Annotated in this window: 20 protein-coding genes; 10 read left to right on the top strand and 10 right to left on the bottom strand. The window is 32.3% G+C overall.

Features of this window, described 5'->3' with window-relative positions; translation table 11 throughout:
- Position 1 precedes the first annotated feature (1 nt).
- Together RH81_RS09355 and trmB are read right to left on the bottom strand one after the other, a co-directional pair.
- Complete coding sequence (locus tag RH81_RS09355; protein WP_033959909.1) at positions 2–634, bottom strand: LysE family transporter; 633 nt, start codon at positions 632–634, stop codon at positions 2–4.
- Between the two features lie 3 nt (positions 635–637).
- The gene (gene trmB, locus RH81_RS09350) at positions 638–1,312 is read right to left on the bottom strand and encodes a tRNA (guanosine(46)-N7)-methyltransferase TrmB (protein ID WP_033959908.1); all 675 of its coding nucleotides are present in this window, start codon (positions 1,310–1,312) and stop codon (positions 638–640) included.
- A gap of 177 nt (positions 1,313–1,489) precedes the next feature.
- On the opposite strand from trmB, the gene RH81_RS09345 reads away from it, so the two are divergent.
- Positions 1,490–2,467, top strand: a complete 978-nt coding sequence (locus tag RH81_RS09345; protein WP_241478976.1) for a glycosyltransferase — start codon at positions 1,490–1,492, stop codon at positions 2,465–2,467.
- Here the strand turns inward: RH81_RS09345 and RH81_RS09340 are convergent.
- Both RH81_RS09340 and RH81_RS09335 read right to left on the bottom strand, forming a co-directional pair.
- Positions 2,441–3,484, bottom strand: a complete 1,044-nt coding sequence (locus RH81_RS09340) for a sensor histidine kinase (protein WP_033959906.1) — start codon at positions 3,482–3,484, stop codon at positions 2,441–2,443. The two genes, RH81_RS09345 and RH81_RS09340, sit on opposite strands and share 27 nt — an antisense overlap.
- A complete protein-coding gene (locus tag RH81_RS09335; protein WP_033959905.1) occupies positions 3,484–4,167 on the bottom strand; it encodes a response regulator transcription factor in 684 nt (227 codons plus the stop codon). Before RH81_RS09335 ends, RH81_RS09340 begins: the two co-directional genes overlap by 1 nt.
- A gap of 265 nt (positions 4,168–4,432) precedes the next feature.
- Here RH81_RS09335 and RH81_RS09330 point away from each other — a divergent pair, with 265 nt between their 5' ends.
- The 4 genes from RH81_RS09330 (at position 4,433) to RH81_RS09315 (ending at position 8,413) form a co-directional block, all read left to right on the top strand.
- On the top strand, positions 4,433–4,726 hold the full coding sequence (locus tag RH81_RS09330; RefSeq protein ID WP_241478975.1) for a T9SS type A sorting domain-containing protein: 294 nt from the start codon (positions 4,433–4,435) through the stop codon (positions 4,724–4,726).
- Between the two features lie 120 nt (positions 4,727–4,846).
- Positions 4,847–6,877 carry a T9SS type A sorting domain-containing protein gene (locus tag RH81_RS09325; RefSeq protein WP_033959903.1) on the top strand — a complete coding sequence of 677 codons (2,031 nt, stop codon included), beginning with the start codon at positions 4,847–4,849 and terminating at the stop codon, positions 6,875–6,877.
- Positions 6,878–6,952: 75 nt separating this feature from the next.
- Positions 6,953–7,933 (top strand): LuxE/PaaK family acyltransferase, encoded by a 981-nt coding sequence (locus RH81_RS09320; RefSeq protein WP_033959902.1) that lies wholly within the window; start codon positions 6,953–6,955, stop codon positions 7,931–7,933.
- Between the two features lie 30 nt (positions 7,934–7,963).
- The gene (locus RH81_RS09315; protein WP_033959901.1) at positions 7,964–8,413 is read left to right on the top strand and encodes a YHS domain-containing (seleno)protein; all 450 of its coding nucleotides are present in this window, start codon (positions 7,964–7,966) and stop codon (positions 8,411–8,413) included.
- 86 nt (positions 8,414–8,499) lie between these two features.
- Here RH81_RS09315 and tyrS read toward each other — a convergent pair whose 3' ends face one another.
- The gene (tyrS, locus tag RH81_RS09310; protein ID WP_033959899.1) at positions 8,500–9,792 is read right to left on the bottom strand and encodes a tyrosine--tRNA ligase; all 1,293 of its coding nucleotides are present in this window, start codon (positions 9,790–9,792) and stop codon (positions 8,500–8,502) included.
- A gap of 70 nt (positions 9,793–9,862) precedes the next feature.
- On the opposite strand from tyrS, the gene RH81_RS09305 reads away from it, so the two are divergent.
- Positions 9,863–10,885, top strand: a complete 1,023-nt coding sequence (locus RH81_RS09305; RefSeq protein WP_033959898.1) for an NAD-dependent epimerase/dehydratase family protein — start codon at positions 9,863–9,865, stop codon at positions 10,883–10,885.
- Here RH81_RS09305 and RH81_RS09300 read toward each other — a convergent pair.
- The 3 genes from RH81_RS09300 to RH81_RS09290 are packed head-to-tail and all read right to left on the bottom strand — an operon-like array spanning position 10,882 to position 13,430.
- Positions 10,882–11,328 carry a DUF4296 domain-containing protein gene (locus RH81_RS09300; RefSeq protein WP_052172490.1) on the bottom strand — a complete coding sequence of 149 codons (447 nt, stop codon included), beginning with the start codon at positions 11,326–11,328 and terminating at the stop codon, positions 10,882–10,884. The genes RH81_RS09305 and RH81_RS09300 overlap by 4 nt on opposite strands.
- Entirely contained in the window at positions 11,325–12,671 is a 1,347-nt protein-coding gene (locus RH81_RS09295; protein ID WP_033959897.1) for a dihydroorotase, read from the bottom strand. The genes RH81_RS09300 and RH81_RS09295 overlap by 4 nt, the downstream gene beginning before the upstream one ends.
- Before the next feature lie 30 nt (positions 12,672–12,701).
- Positions 12,702–13,430 (bottom strand): polyprenol monophosphomannose synthase, encoded by a 729-nt coding sequence (locus tag RH81_RS09290; RefSeq protein WP_033959895.1) that lies wholly within the window; start codon positions 13,428–13,430, stop codon positions 12,702–12,704.
- Positions 13,431–13,597: 167 nt separating this feature from the next.
- On the opposite strand from RH81_RS09290, the gene RH81_RS09285 reads away from it, so the two are divergent.
- Entirely contained in the window at positions 13,598–14,251 is a 654-nt protein-coding gene (locus RH81_RS09285; RefSeq protein ID WP_033959894.1) for a DUF4271 domain-containing protein, read from the top strand.
- Between the two features lie 15 nt (positions 14,252–14,266).
- Positions 14,267–15,019 (top strand): uroporphyrinogen-III synthase, encoded by a 753-nt coding sequence (locus RH81_RS09280; RefSeq protein WP_033960298.1) that lies wholly within the window; start codon positions 14,267–14,269, stop codon positions 15,017–15,019.
- A 75-nt stretch (positions 15,020–15,094) separates the two neighbouring features.
- Here RH81_RS09280 and pckA read toward each other — a convergent pair whose 3' ends face one another.
- Positions 15,095–16,711, bottom strand: a complete 1,617-nt coding sequence (gene pckA, locus RH81_RS09275; protein ID WP_033959892.1) for a phosphoenolpyruvate carboxykinase (ATP) — start codon at positions 16,709–16,711, stop codon at positions 15,095–15,097.
- Between the two features lie 60 nt (positions 16,712–16,771).
- The gene (locus tag RH81_RS09270) at positions 16,772–17,167 is read right to left on the bottom strand and encodes a DUF423 domain-containing protein (protein ID WP_033959890.1); all 396 of its coding nucleotides are present in this window, start codon (positions 17,165–17,167) and stop codon (positions 16,772–16,774) included.
- A gap of 77 nt (positions 17,168–17,244) precedes the next feature.
- On the opposite strand from RH81_RS09270, the gene RH81_RS09265 reads away from it, so the two are divergent.
- Positions 17,245–18,609, top strand: a complete 1,365-nt coding sequence (locus RH81_RS09265) for a saccharopine dehydrogenase family protein (protein ID WP_033959883.1) — start codon at positions 17,245–17,247, stop codon at positions 18,607–18,609.
- Between the two features lie 22 nt (positions 18,610–18,631).
- Positions 18,632–19,102 carry an Lrp/AsnC ligand binding domain-containing protein gene (locus RH81_RS09260; RefSeq protein WP_033959882.1) on the top strand — a complete coding sequence of 157 codons (471 nt, stop codon included), beginning with the start codon at positions 18,632–18,634 and terminating at the stop codon, positions 19,100–19,102.
- The last annotated feature ends 21 nt before the right edge of the window (positions 19,103–19,123 follow it).

Raw genomic sequence — 19,123 nt, 5'->3', positions numbered from 1 at the left:
CTTACAGATCCTTTATTATATGAATCAATGTTACTGCTGCCACAATCCCAGTTATAATTCCAATACTTTTATTCATGTTCTTTTGGGATGTAAACTGTTTACTCTTGACTTTATCAAAAAAGAAGATATAGACATAAAGCATTACGAATGTGCCCATTGATGCTCCAGAACAGTATGTCAATATGCTCGTAGGATCAAAAGCAAACCAACCAAATCCAGCAATTGTTATGGTCATATAAGCTTGGTATGGTATTGGAAACACATTAATTGCAGATAAAAACATGCCTTGAAATATACGACTGTGTTTACTACTTCTGGAATCGGTTTCTACATCTGGCTTATTTTCTGTTTTAGCCAGTAATAAAAAGTAAATTGTAATTAATATAAAAATCACAAAAGCAACGCGTTGTAAAATTTCTACAACATCTTTATGATTACTCAAATAACGAGCAAACATTGCAGCAATGTAAGTCTGTAAAAAAACGATGAGACAAACACCTATAGAGAACATTATACCTCTATTTGCGCCTTCTTTTAAGCTAATTTTTGCAGCAGTCATATTTAGTAATCCAGGTGGAACAACTCCTAATAGTGCTATCAATAATCCTAGAAAAAAAATGACTGTAATATTCAAAATCTATTTTAATTTAAACCTAATATACGTAATTGGTTTGTTATGCTCCAAATATTGCGATTCGTAAAAGGTTTGGATGCTTGTAACCTCTTCAGGACTACCTTCTTGTTTATACACATCATGATTAGCATAAAGTATGTCGTGACCTTCGCCTTGTAAAAGACCAAGCGTGTATCCATGCATAAACTCACTGTCTGTCTTTAGGTTTACAATGCCATCAGGTTTTAAAATAGTTTTATAACGTTTTAAAAACTGAGAATTTGTCATTCGGTGTTTAGTACGCTTATATTTTATTTGTGGATCTGGAAAAGTAATCCAAATCTCATCTACTTCATTTTCAGCAAAAGCAAAATCAACGAGTTCTATTTGAGTTCTTATAAACCCAACGTTTGGAATTCCTTCTTCAATAGCAGTCTTTGCACCTCTCCAAAATCGAGCACCTTTAATATCAATACCAATAAAATTCTTTTCAGGGTATTTCTTAGCCAATTCAACAGAATACTCTCCCTTACCACAACCTAGTTCTAAAACTAAAGGGTTTGAGTTCTTAAAAAAGTTGGCTTGCCAATTTCCTTTCAATTGAAAATTACCGGTTACTAATTCATCACGTGTTGGCTGGATGACATTAGCAAACGTATCATTTTCATTAAACCGTTTTAATTTATTCTTACTTCCCACAATTAATTTAATATTTCGCCAAAATTAACGAAACATATTAGTATTATCTTTGTTTTTATCTGTCATGTTTAAATTAGAATTCCACTGAAACAAGAAGAACCTAAAAAACGAATACTTGTAGCTCCTTTAAATTGGGGTTTAGGTCATGCTGCGAGGTGCATACCTTTAATTCATGCATTGCTAGCAAATTGTTTTGAACCTGTAATTGCAAGTGATGGGATTGCTTTAAAATTATTGCAAAAAGAATTTCCTGAACTTGAAACCATTGAATTGCCTTCCTATAACATTACATATTCAAAAAAGGGACAATTCTTTAAACTAAAAATGCTTCAAAACTCTCCGAAACTAATTAAAGCAGTTAATGCCGAAAAGAGAGTTACTAATACCATAATTAAGGATTACAATATTGATGGCATTATTTCAGATAATAGACTTGGTGTGCATAGCAAACATATTCCATGTGTGTTTATGACGCATCAGCTCAAAGTTTTAAGCGGAAATACAACTTGGTTAAGCACCGAAATGCATCAAAAAATAATCAAACGCTTTGATGAATGTTGGGTGCCTGATAATATTGGTGAAGACAATTTAAGTGGAGAACTTGGTCATGCTACTGTCGCAGGTATTCCTGTAAAGTATATTGGTCCGTTAAGTCGTTTCAGTAAGTTAGATAGCGAATCAAAATATGACCTTATGGTTTTACTTTCTGGTCCAGAACCTCAACGCACACTGTTGCAAAATTTGCTTTTAAAAAAACTAAATTCGTTTAAAGGGAAGCTATTATTAGTGAAAGGCATTGTTGACGACGAGTCTAAAGCAACTGTTAAGGATAATATGACTAGTTATAATTTTATGACGAGCACAGATTTAGAAAAAGCAATAAACGAGAGTAATGTTGTAATATCTAGATCAGGATATACTACAGTAATGGATTTAGCAAAACTGGATAAAAAAGCATTTTTCATTCCAACACCTGGTCAATTTGAACAAGAATATATTGCAAAACGATTAACAAAACTTGGTTATGTACCGAGTTGCAACCAAAATGAATTTAAAATTGAAATGCTTAAATCTATTGAAGAGTTTAGTGGTTTAAAGTCAACTGACTACATTACCAATTACAAAAAGTTATTTAGCCTTTTCAAGGGTAAATGAGAACTCACTACCAATACCTAAATCGCTTTCGACATAAATTTTTTCATCATGAGCTTCAATAATATGCTTTACAATAGACAATCCTAAACCAGAACCACCTTCTTTACGAGAACCACTTTTGTCAACTCTAAAAAAGCGTTCGAAAAGTCGTGTTAGATTTTCTTTAGAGATGCCTTCACCATTATCGGTAATGCGAATAATCACTTTATTTTTTATTAGATTCTCTATGCTAATTTCAGTAGTCCCTTTTTCCTTTCCATATTTTATGGAATTAACTACAAGATTTGTTAGCACTTGCTGTATTCGGTCTTTATCGGCAGTAACCATGATTGGCAAACTATAATCCATATCAAAAGTTAGCGTGATTTTCTTTTTAGCAGCTTTCATTTCCAATAAATCAAAGACGCTTTTTACCAATTCAATAATATCAAAGGTTTCAATATTTAGTCTCAAATCACCAACCTCTAGTTTGGTAATCATGTCTAAATCTTTTACAATATAAATAAGTCGTTCTAAACCTTTACTGGCTCTATTCAAGTATTTCTCGCTTACATTTTTATCGTCAATTGCACCATCAATCAAGGTTAATAAATAGCCTTGAACAGTAAATAGCGGTGTTTTAAGTTCGTGAGAAACGTTACCTAAAAACTCTTTTCGATACTCTTCCCTTACTTTTAAGGTTTCAATCTCCATCTTTTTATCACTGGCATACTTTTCAATTTCTTGAGTAAGCGTTACCATGTCTGTTGTAATGGGCTGTTTACGTAATGTAGAAGATTCCAGAAGAGTTAAATCGTCATAAATTCTTTTTACACGTCTATAGATAAATCGTTCTACTCTGTACTGAATTACAATAAAAGAAATTAAATAGGTGAATATGGCAAAAACTAACAAATAGAGAAAATCAACTGAATGAAGTATATACAAAAAAACACTCGATAAGAGCGTTAAAAAAATAGTAACGTACAGTGAAGTTTTAAAAGCAAACTTATACGTTTTTTTTATTTTGTTTTGCATCAATCTACAAACTTATAACCAACACCTTTAACGGTTTTAAAGCTATGATCTCCAATCTTTTCACGAAGTTTTCTAATATGAACATCAATTGTACGTCCACCAACGACAACTTCATTACCCCAAACCTTATCTAAGATTTCTTCTCGCTTAAAGACCTTTCCTGGTTTTGTTGCTAACAAAGATAACAATTCGAATTCTTTTCGCGGTAAAATGATTTCTTTGCCTTGAAGTGATATTTTGTATTCTTCTCTATTAATAATTAAGTCTCCTATTTCAAGAATGCTTTGGGTCTCATCCTGTTCTTTAAGACGTCTCAAAAGTGCTTTTACTTTACTAACCAAAACTTTAGGTTTAATTGGTTTTGTAATATAATCATCCGCTCCTGCATCGAAACCAGCCATTTGCGAATAATCTTCTCCTCTTGCCGTTAAAAATGTAATAATGGTATCACTCAAGTCTGGAATTTTCCTAATCAATCCACAGGCTTCAATACCATCCATTTCAGGCATCATTACATCTAAAATTATCAGTTGAGGCTTTTCTTTTTTAGCAATCTTAACAGCTTCAAGTCCGTTTTCGGCAGTAATAATCTTATAACCTTCAGAAGACAAGTTATAACCAACTATCTCTAAAATATCTGGTTCATCATCAACCAATAAAATTTTAATATCTCTTTTTTTCATGATTAAGCTATTCCTATAAACCTATAGGTTTTTGTCTTAGATTTTAAAAATCCTACGTAAAGATAGGATTAATAACAAAAAAGAATAAACTCCTTTACATTAATAACATTAAGTTAACCTTGCCATGATTTTCTAGAAACAATTTATAGGGTTTCTTAAGTAAAAAATACTTTTGGTACAAAATTTGGTACTTTATTACTAATATCAATACTATATTATAATTGTGATGAAAAACTACCTGTTTATTTTTTTAGTTTGTTGTTTCTTGAATTTACCCAATTTAGGTAATGCTCAATCAGTTGATCATACTACAACAATATCAAGTACTATTGAAGGTTTGTCTATATTTCCTAACCCTGTAAAAAATGACAAAATTTTTATCACAACTAAGCATAATTTACCTAAAACTATCGAGATTTATGATGTTTTAGGCAAACGGATTTTTGCTGCTTCAATCTTAAGTGAATCACTTAATATTTCTAGATTATCTCCTGGTATCTACATTCTCAAAATAAAAGAGAATAAATTATCTGCAACTAGAAAATTGGTAGTAAGGTAATTAGGGATTAATATTATCATATTGTAAAATAGCTCTTTATCGCTACATTAATTAGTGAAAAACCCTAAATCTTACTATATTTGTTCTGCAATTTTTATTATCAATCTAATTATACAAATTATGAAAAAACTTTACTTTTTATGTTTAACATTGCTTGTAGCTACTATGTCTTATGGACAAGAAGCTGTAGTCACTGGATACATGGACTCTCCATGTCCTAGTCAAGCTGCACGAACAGTCGAAATATATGTCGACGGTACAATTGACTTTACTGGATGGAACTTAGTTAGACAATCTAACGGAGGAGGATTTACAGCAAATATTGATATTTCAACTCTTGGTACTCTTACTAATGAATTTGCTTACATTACTAATAGTGCAGCAACACTTGATGCAGAATTTGGTATTAACACAAATGTATTTGAAGATTCAAATGTAAATGCTAATGGAGATGATGGATGGCAACTTACTGATGCTGGTGATACTGTTATAGACAGATTCGGTGTAGATGGTGAAGATGCAACAGGTTTTGATTGGGAACATCTTGATTCATATGCATATCGTGTAGATGGTGTGCCTGCTAATGGAGGTGCATTTGTTGTCACAGATTTTACTTATGGTGCATTAAATTTACTTGATGGTGAAGGTTTATGTAACGCTTCAACTGCTTTAAGTAATTTTGTGCCATTTGGAACATACTCTCCTATGGCAAATACAAATCCAACAATTAGTATTACATCTCCAAATGATGGACAAGCACTTGCTTCTGGAACAACTTCTGTAAATGTAGAATTCACAATAGCAAACGCTCCTGGAGCAACTGCAAATATTTCTGTTATTACAAATGGAGGAGCTCCTGTTGCATCTAATGGAGTAGTGAGTCCTTTTGAAATTACTCCTACTGCTGATGGTGACACATTTTCTGTGAGTATAGATTTAATTGATGGTGGAATTGTAGATACAGATACGGCAGATTTTAGTATTGCTTATCCATGTGATTTACAATTAGGAACAATTACTGAAACATGTGATGATATTACACCTGCTGCAGATGATACTTATAATGTAACTATTGATTTTACAGGTGGAGGAACTTCTACTTATGCAATTGATACAGCTGGAAATGGTACTCTTGGTGGTGACGATCCTACAACGGAAGCTGCTGGTACAATTACTGTCACAGGAATCCTTGAAGGAACAGATTTTACAATGACCTTCGTTGGTGATATGGGAAATAGTAGTTGCGATTTATCAAGAAGTATTAATAGTCCTAATTGTGACCCTCAATTAACTTTACCTCTTTACGATACATTCGCTTATGCTGATGGACCTTTAGTAGGAAATAGCGAATGGTCTAGCCATAGTGGAACTGCTGATGATTTAGTAGTAACTTCTGGCCAAGCTTTAGTTCAACATGGAACACCAAGTGAAGATGTTAACTTACCTTTTACATCAGTAACTGGAAGCCTTTATTTTGCATTTGATATGCTTGTTCAAGATCCTGGAGCTCCTATTACTGGATCTGATACAGAATATTTCGCCCATTTTAAAACAGAAGGATTTGACTTTATTGCTCAAGTATTTATTGAAGCTCCTACTGGAGGAGGAGATTATACCGTTGGTATCTCTAGTGATCAAAATTCAGCAGATGCAACATGGGCTGCAGATTTAACTTATGGGAATTCATACAGAATTACTGTAAAATATGATCAAGTTACTGCCATTGCTACACTTTGGGTTGATGCTGCTCTTGAAAGTGATACATCTATCATAGGTGCTGATGAAGCTGATCCAGGTGATACTGTCGCTTCATTTGCTCTTAGACAATCTGATTCTGATGAAAACGAAGGGATATTAGTTGATAATTTAGCTGTTACTCAAACATTTGCTGAAACATTATCTAACGAAGAGTTTACTATTGCAAGTGGCTTTAAAGTATATCCAAATCCAACTTCATTAGGATTTGTAAACATTGCAAGTGCTAAAAACGATACTATTTCAGTTGCTGTTTATGATATCTTAGGAAAAGAAGTTATTAATGAAACATTAAACAATAACCGTTTAGATGTATCTACTCTTAATACTGGAGTTTACATTATGAAGGTTACTCAAAATAATGCGTCAGTAACTAAAAAATTAATCATTAAGTAATTACTTAATTTTTATAACATATTTAAAAGCGTTGTCTATTGGCAACGCTTTTTCTTTTTACCTACTTTTGTAGTGATGATAAACACTCAGGATATCTTTTCTATTTCTTCAGAAGACACATTCAACTCGCTAGCATTGGATGTTTTTAAATTTCAATTTGATAACAATCCTGTTTATCGTTCGTTCTGTGATTTGTTATACATTCATCCTAGTGATATAAAGTGTATTGAAGACATTCCTTTTTTACCAATTCAATTTTTTAAAAGTCATAATATCGTAAGTTCTACTCATCCAATTGAAGCTACATTTTCAAGTAGTGGCACAACAGGAAGTATTACTAGCAAGCATAATGTTACAGATTTAAACATCTACGAAGAAAGCTTTAGAAAGGGTTTTCATGAGTTCTACGGAAACATTGAAGATTATGTGGTTCTTGCTTTATTACCAAGTTATTTAGAGCGACAAGGCTCTTCTTTGGTTTATATGGTGAATGACATGATTACACAATCTAAACATTCTGAAAGTGGCTTCTATTTAGATAATATTTCAGAATTGAAAGAACACCTTATCACCTTAGATTCAAAAGGACAAAAGGTATTACTTATAGGTGTATCTTTTGCACTTTTAGATTTAGTTGAACAGTATCAGTTCCATCTTAAAAATACCATTATAATGGAAACTGGTGGCATGAAAGGTCGCAGAAAAGAACTCGTTAGAGCCGAATTACATTCTATCCTAAAACAAGGTTTTGGTGTCACTAATATTCATAGTGAATATGGCATGACCGAATTATTAAGTCAGGCTTATTCTAAAGGCAATGGCCAATTTGAATGTCCGAGTTGGATGCAAATCCTCACTCGTGATCCTGAAGACGCTCTTGCTCTTCAAAAAAAGCAAAAAACAGGAGGCATTAATGTCATTGACTTGGCTAATATTAATTCATGTTCATTTATTGCAACTCAAGACTTAGGTCGCATTGCTAAGGATGGTTCTTTTGAAATTATTGGTCGTTTCGATTCTAGTGATATTAGAGGTTGTAATTTAATGGTATTGTAAAGTCTGAAATATTTTATCGACTAGTGATACATGAAAACATTTCTATTTACTTGTATTAATCTTTTTATAATTCAAATTGGATTGTCACAATCTATAGATTATAATATTCAAAAAGGTTACGTCGCTGAGGGTTATGATGTCGTTTCTTATTTTGAAAATGAAGCTATTGAAGGCAAAAAGGAATTCAAAACGACTTATGATAATGCTACTTATAAGTTTTCATCTGAAGACAACTTAAACACCTTTTTAAATAATCCTAAAAAATACATTCCGCAGTATGGAGGTTATTGTGCCTATGCTATTGCAGAAAAATCAAAGAAAGTAAAAATAGATCCTGAAACCTTCGAAATTAGAGATGGGAAGCTCTATCTCTTCTATAATTCTTGGGGAACAAACACCCTAAAATTGTGGCTTGAAAATAATGTGAAAGGTTTACAAGAAAAAGCCGACAAAAACTGGGAAGCTATAATTTTGGAATAGTTTAGAGTTCTATGAAAAAGAAAAATTAGCTTCAATAGTTGGTTGGTTAATGTTAAACGCCTCATCGCTTGATGAGGCGTTTTTCTTTACACAACCTTTATAATATATGTATTCTTCTTTCCTTTATTTATGATAATATATTTATCATTTATCAAATCGTCTTGAGATAATTGGTAATTTTCTTTTACCTTTTCCTTATTTACAGCTACAGCATTTTCTTTTAAAGCACGACGTGCTTCACTGTTAGACGCTAAGAAATTTGTTTTAGCAGCTAAAGCTCCAATCATATCAATATCTGATAACTCATCTTTAGAAATTTCAGCCTGAGGCACGCCTTCAAACACATCTAAAAATGTTTTCTCATCTAATGTTTTTATATCTGCTTTAAACGTTTTGCTAAACAATATATTAGAAGCTTTCTCGGCATTTTCAAAATCAGATTTTGAATGAACCATCGATGTAATTTCTTCGGCTAAACGTTTTTGCAATCCTCTTTGATGAGGTGCTTCTTGATGAGAAGCAACAATAGCTTTAATTTCATCTTCAGTTAAAAAAGTAAATATCTTTATATATTTTTCAGCATCTTCATCACTAGAGTTCAACCAATATTGGTAGAATTTGTAAGACGATGTTCTATTGGCATCTAACCAAACGTTACCACCTTCAGACTTCCCAAATTTAGAACCATCACTTTTAGTAATTAACGGACACGTAATTGCAAAACCTTTACCTTGAGCAATGCGTCGAATCAATTCAGTTCCTGTTGTGATATTTCCCCATTGATCGCTTCCTCCCATTTGAATAGTACAGTTATTCTCTCTGTATAAATGAAGAAAATCATAACCTTGAACCAATTGGTATGTGAATTCTGTAAATGACATACCATCTGATGATTCAGAAGAAATTCTGTTTTTTACAGAATCTTTAGCCATCATATAATTAACTGTGATATGCTTACCGACATCACGAATAAATTCTAAAAATGAGAATTCCTTCATCCAGTCGTAATTATTAACTAATTCGGCTGAGTTAGGCACATCACTTTCAAAATCTAAAAAATGAGCCAATTGATTTTTAATAGCGTCTTGGTTGTGACGTAATGTTTTTTCGTCAAGCAAATTACGTTCACTAGATTTTCCTGAAGGGTCACCAATCATCCCTGTTGCTCCACCTACCAAAGCAAATGGCTTATGACCACAACGTTGGTAATGCGCTAATAACATAATAGGAACAAGATTTCCTATGTGCAAAGAGTCTGCAGTTGGATCAAATCCAATATAAGCAGAACGCATAGCTTCCATTAAATGATCTTCTGCTCCAGGCATCGTATCATGTATCATCCCTCTCCATTGTAACTCTTCAACAAAATTCTTTATCATAACATGTAAATTAGTAATCTTTGGCAAATATAGATTTATAGCTCAAAAGAAAAAAGACTAATTTTACAAAATGATTTTAGTAACAGGAGGTACAGGGTTAGTCGGTTCACATTTATTGTACAAACTTGTTAGTGAAAACGAGCACGTAAAAGCCATTTACAGAAGAGCACATACCTTAGAACGTGTTAAGCATGTATTCTCTTATTACACTGAAAATTATAAAGAACTATACGATAAAATTGAATGGGTTGAAGCTGATTTAAATGACGTTCCATCTCTAGAATTAGCTTTTAAAGATGTTGACTATGTTTATCATTGTGCAGCTTTGGTGAGTTTTGAACCCAATAAATATTATCAACTCAGAAACATAAATATTGATGGGACTGCTAATATTGTCAACCTTTCCGTTTCAAACAATATCAAAAAACTTTGCTACGTAAGTTCAATTGCAGCTATTGGTCATGAACCCAATCCAAACCAATTAATTACTGAGCAAACAGAATGGAATCCAGAAGAGGATAACAGTGTATATGCCATTACTAAATATGGCGCAGAAATGGAAGTTTGGAGAGGCACTCAAGAAGGTGTTCCTGCAATTATTATAAATCCGGGAATTATTTTAGGTCCAGGATATTGGAAAGGTGGAAGTAGCGGGAATTTATTTAGACTTATCCACAAAGGATTAAAATATTATACTTCAGGCACATCTGGATATGTTGGTGTTTGGGATGTTTGTGATATCATGTTCAAGTTAATGCATAGTGACCTTGAAAATGAACGCTATATTTTAATTTCTGAAAACTTATCGTTTAATGACTTTCAGAAAAAAGTCGCTCAAGCGCTAAATGTAAACCCAGCAAAAAAAGAAGCTAGTACTTTTATATTAGAAATAGGTTGGCGTTTAGATTGGCTTATGAGTAAATTGTTTGGGAAGCGAAGAAAAATTTCAAAACAGTTGGCCAAATCGGTTAGAACTAAAACGATTTATGATAATTCAAAAATTAAAAACGCTTTGCAAATAGAGTTTAGAACTATTGAAAATTCTATAGCCAAGGTCTCAAAATATTATTTAAAAGACACCAGTAAACTTTAGTCTTTCTTAAATACTCTTGGCTTCTTTTCAGTTTTTAAAGTATCTCCTAATTTTTTTATAGAATCAAGTCTTTTTTTCTTTTGTTCTTCCTTGAGATCTATTTCTTTTTGATATTTAGCTTTCTTTGTTTTTATCCTCTCTTCAACCTTATTAATCATGCTTTCATATGCTTTGATGTCATAAGCATAATATTCATTACTCTTTACAAATTGAAGGCTATCAATTTGATATTTCTCATAGATATAAACTGTTGGAGTAACATTATTATTTTCTAATTTCCTCTTATCAGCTCCTTTTGCGGCATTAAAGATAAATACATCAAAAAGAATGTTGACCATCTTATTCTTGGCGATCAAATTTTTTGGTTTTTTAGGTTTCTCTATATGATTACAAGCAATGCATAACCCTAAAATAAAAATAAGAAGACTTATACGTTTTATCATCTGTTAAAAGTTAATCGTTTACCAGCCTTAACATCAATAACTTTAAAATTGTTGTATGCTAAAGTTCCGTTTACAAAAGTGTGGGTAATTCTAGACCTAAATGTAGTGCCTTCAAAAGGTGACCAACCGCATTTGTACAAAATATTTTCTTTGTTGACAGACCAAGGATTATTTATATTGATAACAACTAAATCTGCAAAGTAACCTGGTTTTATATAACCTCGTTTTTCAACTTCAAATAAAATTGAAGGATTATGGCACATTTTTTCTGCAATTTTCTCTAATGATATTTTTCCTCTATGGAACATTTCAATCATAGCGACAAAGGCATGCTGAACTAAAGGACCTCCTGAAGGTGCTTTTGTATAAATATCACTTTTTTCTTCTAAAGTATGAGGTGCATGGTCTGTAGCAATCACATCAATTCTGTCATCTAAAAGTGCTTTCCAAAGCTGATCTCTGTCTTTAGCCGTTTTAACTGCTGGATTCCATTTAATAAGTGTTCCTTTTTTATCATAATCCTCATCACTAAACCATAAATGATGAATACAAACTTCGGCTGTGATTTTTTTATCTTTTAATGGAATTTTATTGCTGAACAATTTTGTTTCCTTACCTGTTGACAAATGAAAAACATGTAATCGTGCTCCAGTCTTTTTAGCCAATTCAATTGCCTTTGATGAAGATATGTAACAGGCTTCTTCACTTCTAATAATTGGATGTTTACTAATTGGAATGTCCTCACCATATTGGTCAATATGTTCTTGAAGATTTTTTCTTATTGTAGCTTCATCTTCACAATGTACAGAAATAACCATTTTGGTACTACTGAATATTTTTTCTAATACTTTAGGGTTATCAACCAACATATTTCCTGTTGATGATCCTAAAAACAATTTTAATCCTGCAACAGATTTCGGGTCAACCTTTAATATTTCGTCAAGATTGTCGTTAGTGCCTCCAAACATAAAGGAGTAATTGGCATATGACGTTTTAGAAGCAATGTCAAATTTGTCTTCCAAAGCTTCAACAGTTGTTGTTTGAGGATTTGTGTTTGGCATCTCAATAAACGATGTAATCCCTCCAGCAATAGCAGCTCTAGACTCTGTTTCTATATTTGCTTTGTGCGTAAGTCCTGGTTCTCTAAAATGAACCTGATCATCAATTGCTCCTGGAAACACATAATTACCTTCTACATCAATAATAACAACATCTGCAGATTTTGCACTTATAGAATCAGAAACTTCCTTAATAATATCATCTTCAATTAAAATATCACCTTCTATAATTTTGCCTTCATTAACAATTCTGGCATTTTTAATAAGTGTCGTCTTCTTTTTCATTTAAATAAATTTCTCAACCTTTAACTAATCTTACTTTTTATTAATTAGGCTTTTTAGCTTCATATTAATCACTCCAAAAATAGCTTCAGAAATAATACCTCCACTCATTTTTGATTTCCCTTTTGTTCTATCTGTAAATATAACTGGAACTTCTATAATTTTAAACTTTTGCAAATAGGCTTTAAATTTCATTTCGATCTGAAAGGCATAACCCACAAACTTGATATTATTCAAATCAATTGTTTCTAAAACCTTTCGCTTGTAACAAACAAATCCAGCAGTGGTATCATGAATTCGCATTCTTGTAATAAACCTCACGTATTTAGAAGCGAAATAAGACAACAATAGGCGTTTCATATCCCAATTCACAACATTTATATTATTGTTAATATAACGAGAACCTATTGACATATCTGCGCCTTCTAACGCACAGGTATTGTAAAGTCTAATAAGATCGTTTGGGTCATGAGAAAAATCGGCATCCATTTCAAAAATGTATTCAAAATGTTTTTCTAAACACCATTTGAAGCCTGCAATATATGCAGAACCCAATCCTGTTTTTTCCTGTCGTGATAATATAAAAAGCCGATCTTTAAATTCCCCTTGTAGTTCTTTGACTTTTAAACCAGTTAAATCTGGAGAATTATCATCTACAACCAAGATATCGAAGGCTTTTTCTTGAGAAAATATCGCTCGAATAATAGCTTCTATATTTTCTATTTCATTATAGGTTGGTATGATGACAATTGCGTCTCTCATTAATATAAGCTTGACTTAACTTTTTTTTAATCAACTATGACAAAAGTAAGTTTTTAAACGATTAATTGAACAGTAAAAATCATAAACAATGTTAATCTTAATAAATCTCTAAGAAGTATTGAAATATAAAATGATACCACATCGAAATTTCTTTATAATTTTACAAGATGCTTAGAGAAGTTATATCTAATGACTGGTTTACTGTTTTTCTAATTCTAGGATTAGCTTTTATCACCTTGTGTAAGTTTTTATTTACGCCCAGGTTTAAGGACTTTGTAAAAGTCATTGGCAACTCTAAATACTTGAAGATTTATGCCAGAGATCAAAAATTCATTGATGGTTTTGATGCGCTGCTATTCCTTAATCTTATTATTTCAGTCTCGATATTTTCATATGTTGTCTATGCAGCTCTAGTTCATCCTTCAGAATTCGACCTCTCTCAGTTTTTTAAACTTATTTTTGGCATTGGTGTTCTCTTTCTAATCAAGGTGCTATTAGAACGCTTAATTGGTAGCATTTTCGAGATAGATTCGCTAATAGATTCGTATCTGTTTCAAAAAACAACTTATAAAAACTATACTGGCTTTTTATTACTTCCTATCAATTGCTTATTGATATATACAGTCGCTCCAACAAAGCCTATTATATACGTTTGTATTGCCTTAATTATATTAATAAATCTACTTGGATTTATAAGCTCATTTAAAAATCATCAAAAATTATTATTAAACAACTTTTTCTATTTTATTTTGTATCTTTGCGCTCTTGAAATCGGACCCTATCTGATTTTATATAAGTTAATTAAAGATTTTAACGCTTAAAACACTTTAATGGATATGACGAAAGTGAAAACAATTTTAGTGTCTCAACCAGAACCTAAAATAGAAAACTCTCCTTACTTTGATCTTCAAGAAAAGCAAAAGGTAAAAATAGATTTCAGACCATTTATTCATGTTGAAGGAGTAGAAGCTAAAGATATTAGACAACAAAAAGTCGATCTTTTAAATTATACGGCCATCATACTTACCAGTAGAAACTCTGTAGATCATTTCTTTAGAGTCGCTGAAGAAATGAGATTCAAAGTTCCAGATTCAATGAAATACTTCTGCCAATCTGAAGCTGTTGCTTATTACTTACAAAAGTATGTTGTTTATAGAAAACGAAAAATATATGTTGGCAAGCGTACCTTTGCCGATTTGACGCCTTTAATCAAAAAGTATAAAGACGAAAGTTTCCTGTTACCAACTACAGACAAGCTAAAACCTGAAGTACCTGAAATTTTAAACGAATTAGGTGTTAAGTGGAAACAAGCAACTTTTTACAAAACTGTAATTAGTGATTTATCAGATTTGGCTAATGTATACTATGATATTTTAGTATTCTTTAGTCCTTCAGGTATTGAATCATTATTTCACAACTTTCCAGAATTCAAACAAAACGATACACGTATAGCTGTTTTTGGAAACACTACTATAAAAGCTGTTGAATCTCACGGGTTAAGAGTTGACATATCTGCTCCAACACCAGAAACGCCTTCTATGACGATGGCTTTGGAGAAATATATAGAAAAGACGAATAAAGGAAAATAATTTTATTCCCTTATAGATATTAAAAAAAGCGATTTCAATTAGAAATCGCTTTTTTTGTTTAACACTCGTAACTAATTAAAACGAATAGCGTTGAGGGCCACCACGTCTAATTTCTTCACTAGCGTAATCTTCAAATTGTTTAAAGTTTTCACGGAATGAATTCGATAATTTAAAAGCTGTTTTATAATATGCCTCATCATTATCCCATGACTTTCTCGGACTTAACACATCATCAGGAACTCCTGGACATGTTCTAGGTTGAGCGACACCAAAAACAGAATGTATATGATAATCCTCATAATTATAAAGTCCTAAGTCTCCATTAAGTACTGCGCTTATCATAGCACGCGTATATTTTAATTTCATACGAGTACCTACACCGTAAGGACCACCAGTCCATCCAGTATTAACAAGCCAAACATTTACACCAGCTTCTTTCATTTTAGCACTTAACATATCAGCATATTCAGTTGGATGTAATGGCATAAAAGGTGCGCCAAAACAAGCAGAAAAACTAGGCTGTGGTTCAACTACACCTGCTTCCGTCCCAGCAACCTTAGCCGTATATCCAGAAATAAAATGATATGCAGCCTGACTAGGTGTTAATTTTGAGATAGGAGGCAATACACCAAACGCATCTGCTGTTAAGAAGAATATGTTTTTTGGGTTTTTCCCTATAGAAGGCTCTTTAATGTTTTCAATGTGAAAAATAGGATAACTTACACGTGTGTTTTGTGTAATAGAGGTATCTTCAAAATCTACGCTTCCTTTATCATCAATGATTACATTTTCAAGAATTGCTCCTTTTTTTATTGCTTCAAAAATTTCAGGTTCTTGCTCTTGCGATAAATTAATAACTTTAGCATAACAACCACCTTCAAAATTAAATACAGTATTTTCATTTGTCCAACCATGTTCATCATCTCCAATTAAACTTCTGTCCGGATCTGTAGACAATGTTGTTTTTCCTGTACCAGATAAACCAAAAAAGATGGCAGTATCTCCACCTTTTCCAACATTAGCACTACAATGCATAGGTAATGTGTTTTTAAATACTGGGAGAATAAAGTTTAATGCAGAAAAAATTCCTTTTTTAATCTCTCCTGTGTATCCAGTACCTCCAATTAAAGCAATCTTCTTGGAGAAATTTAAAATGGCAAAATTATGTTGTCTTGTACTATCAACTTCAGGGTCAGCCATAAATCCAGGCGCATTAATTACCGTCCATTCTGGAGAAAAGTTTTTTAATTCGTCTTCTGTTGGCCGTAAAAACATGTTATAAGAAAACATGTTACTCCATGGATATTCATTAATTACTCGAATATTCAACTTGTAATCGGGATCAGCACATGCATAACAATCTCTAACAAATACTTCTTTCTCTGAAAGATAATTTACCACTTTATCATAGAGCTTATCAAAAGCATCTGGCTCGAAGGGAACATTAATATTTCCCCACCAAACTTTATCTTTGGTAATATCATCTTTTACAATAAATCTATCTTGAGGAGATCTACCAGTAAATTCTCCTGTATTAACAGCAAGAGCTCCAGTAGATACTTCAACACCTTGACCTTTTTCTATTGTAATGTCATGAAGTTCGTCAGCAGATAATTGATATCTAACTTTAGCATCCTTAATGCCATAATTATCTAACTCAATCGTTTTCGTAATTTGTGTATGGTTTACCATAATTTGTTTATGTTGTTTAGACTGCAAAATTAAACAATATTTTAAAGTACCACCTTTAATTTATGATTTATCAGTACCCACTTTTAAAAAGTTTATCAACAATATTAGCCAAGCTATTATTAATAACAAACCTCCTATAGGTGTGATAAATCCAATACTTTTAAAATCAAACGATATTAAATCATTTGTTGCAAGACCATAAATAGAACCAGAGAAGAAAACTAGACCAACGATTACTAAATAAAAGATAGTGCGTTTTGCCTTTTCTGATATTGACTTCAAATTCCCTAAAATGAGTAGAAAAAAAGCATGATACATTTGATAACGTACTCCTGTTTCAAATGTTTGTTGAGATTCTAGAGTTATCAAAGATTTCAAGCCATGAGCTGCAAAGGCTCCCAATACAATCCCAAGTATACCCAAAATAGTTGCCGAAATAAAAATAGTCCTGTTCATATAATTGAAATTTTGGTTTTAATAACCCTTAGTATTTAGTAAATTCGTCATTACAAAACTACTCAACAAAAGCCATTATGCGAAAGATTTTAGTTATTGGTGCAGGAAAATCTGCATCTTTCCTTATAAAATATTTATTAAACAAATCTACTGAAGAAAACCTACATATAATTGTTGGTGATATTAATATCCAGAATGCCAGAAAACTAATAAATAATCATGAGAATGGACAAGCCATAACACTTGATGTTTTTAGCAGCCATTCGAGAAAAGAAGCTATTGAAAATGCAGATATTGTAGTATCAATGCTTCCTGCACGTTATCATATTGAAGTTGCAAAAGACTGTATTACCTACGGGAAAAATATGGTAACTGCTTCTTATGTAAGTAAGGAAATGGAAGATTTAGATAATGCCGCAAAAAATAAAGGACTCGTTTTCATGAATGAGATCGGAGTTGATCCCGGAATTGATCATATGAGTGCAATGAAAGTTATTGATGACATTAGATCTCAAGGCGGAAAAATGATTCTATTCGAATCGTTTACAGGTGGACTTGTTGCTCCAGAAAGTGATAACAACCTATGGAATTATAAATTTACTTGGAACCCAAGAAATGTTGTTTTAGCAGGTCAAGGTGGTGCAGCCAAGTTTTTGCAAGAAGGAACTTATAAGTATATTCCATATAACCGTTTATTTAGACGTACAGAATTTTTAGAAATTGAAGGCTACGGAAGGTTTGAAGCTTATGCAAATAGAGATTCTTTAAAATATCAAAGAGCTTACGGAATGGACGATATCAAAACCTTATATCGTGGTACTATGCGTCGAGTTGGCTATGGTCGTGCCTGGAATATTTTTATTCTATTAGGAATGACAGCAGACGATTATACTATTGATGATAGTGAAAACATGAGCTATCGTGACTTCATAAATGCTTTTTTACCATATAGTCATACAGACTCGGTTGAATTAAAATTTAGACATGCCTTAAAAATTGATCAAGATGATATTGTCTGGGACAAGCTTGAAGAGTTAGACCTTTTTAGTAAAACTAAAATGGTAGAACTAAAAAAAGCCACACCTGCACAAATACTTCAAAAGATTTTAATGGACAGCTGGACACTGCAAGATGATGATAAGGATATGATTGTGATGTACCACAAATTTGGATACGAACTAAATGGTAAAATGCATCAAATAGATTCGACAATGGTTGTAAAAGGAGATGACAGAACTTATACTGCCATGTCAAAAACCGTAGGCTTACCAGTTGCTATTGCAACGCTAGCTATTTTAAACGAAAAAATAACAACTCCTGGAGTTCAAATTCCTATTCACAAAGAAATCTATGAGCCAATCTTAAGTGAACTAGAAGGCTTCGGAATTAAATTCTCAGAAAAAGAAGTACCTTATTTAGGTTACAACCCATTGAATGTGTAATCACTAATTCTTGACAAACAAGATGAAAACTGTTAACCAAAACATACAAATTGATGGTATTGATAAAAAGATACTAAGAGCTTTAATGACTGATGCCAGAACGCCAATTTTAGAAATTGCGCGTCAAGTTGGTATTTCGGGAGCAGCTATACATCAACGATTACGTAAACTAGAAAAGTCGAAGTTAATTTCAGGTTCTAAATTTATAATCAATCCGAAAGTTTTAGGCTATACCACTATGGCATTTATTGGTGTTTTCTTGGACAAAGCAGTAAGTAATCCTGAAGCGGTAAAGCAATTACAAAAGATTCCAGAAGTATTAGAATGCCATTTCACAACAGGTAACTGGTCCATTTTTATTAAAATTTTGTGTAAGGATAATGAACATTTAATGCACGTACTTAATAGAGACATTCAATCTATTACAGGAGTTTCTAGAACAGAGACATTTATTTCCTTAGATCAGCAGATAGACAGGCAGATAAAAATCTAATAAAAAAAGCATCCTTAATAG

Origin of the sequence: Psychroserpens jangbogonensis (assembly GCF_000797465.1) — a bacterium.
In the GTDB taxonomy this organism is placed as follows: Bacteria; Bacteroidota; Bacteroidia; order Flavobacteriales; family Flavobacteriaceae; genus Psychroserpens; species Psychroserpens jangbogonensis.
This window is presented reverse-complemented; position numbering and strand designations above follow the sequence as displayed.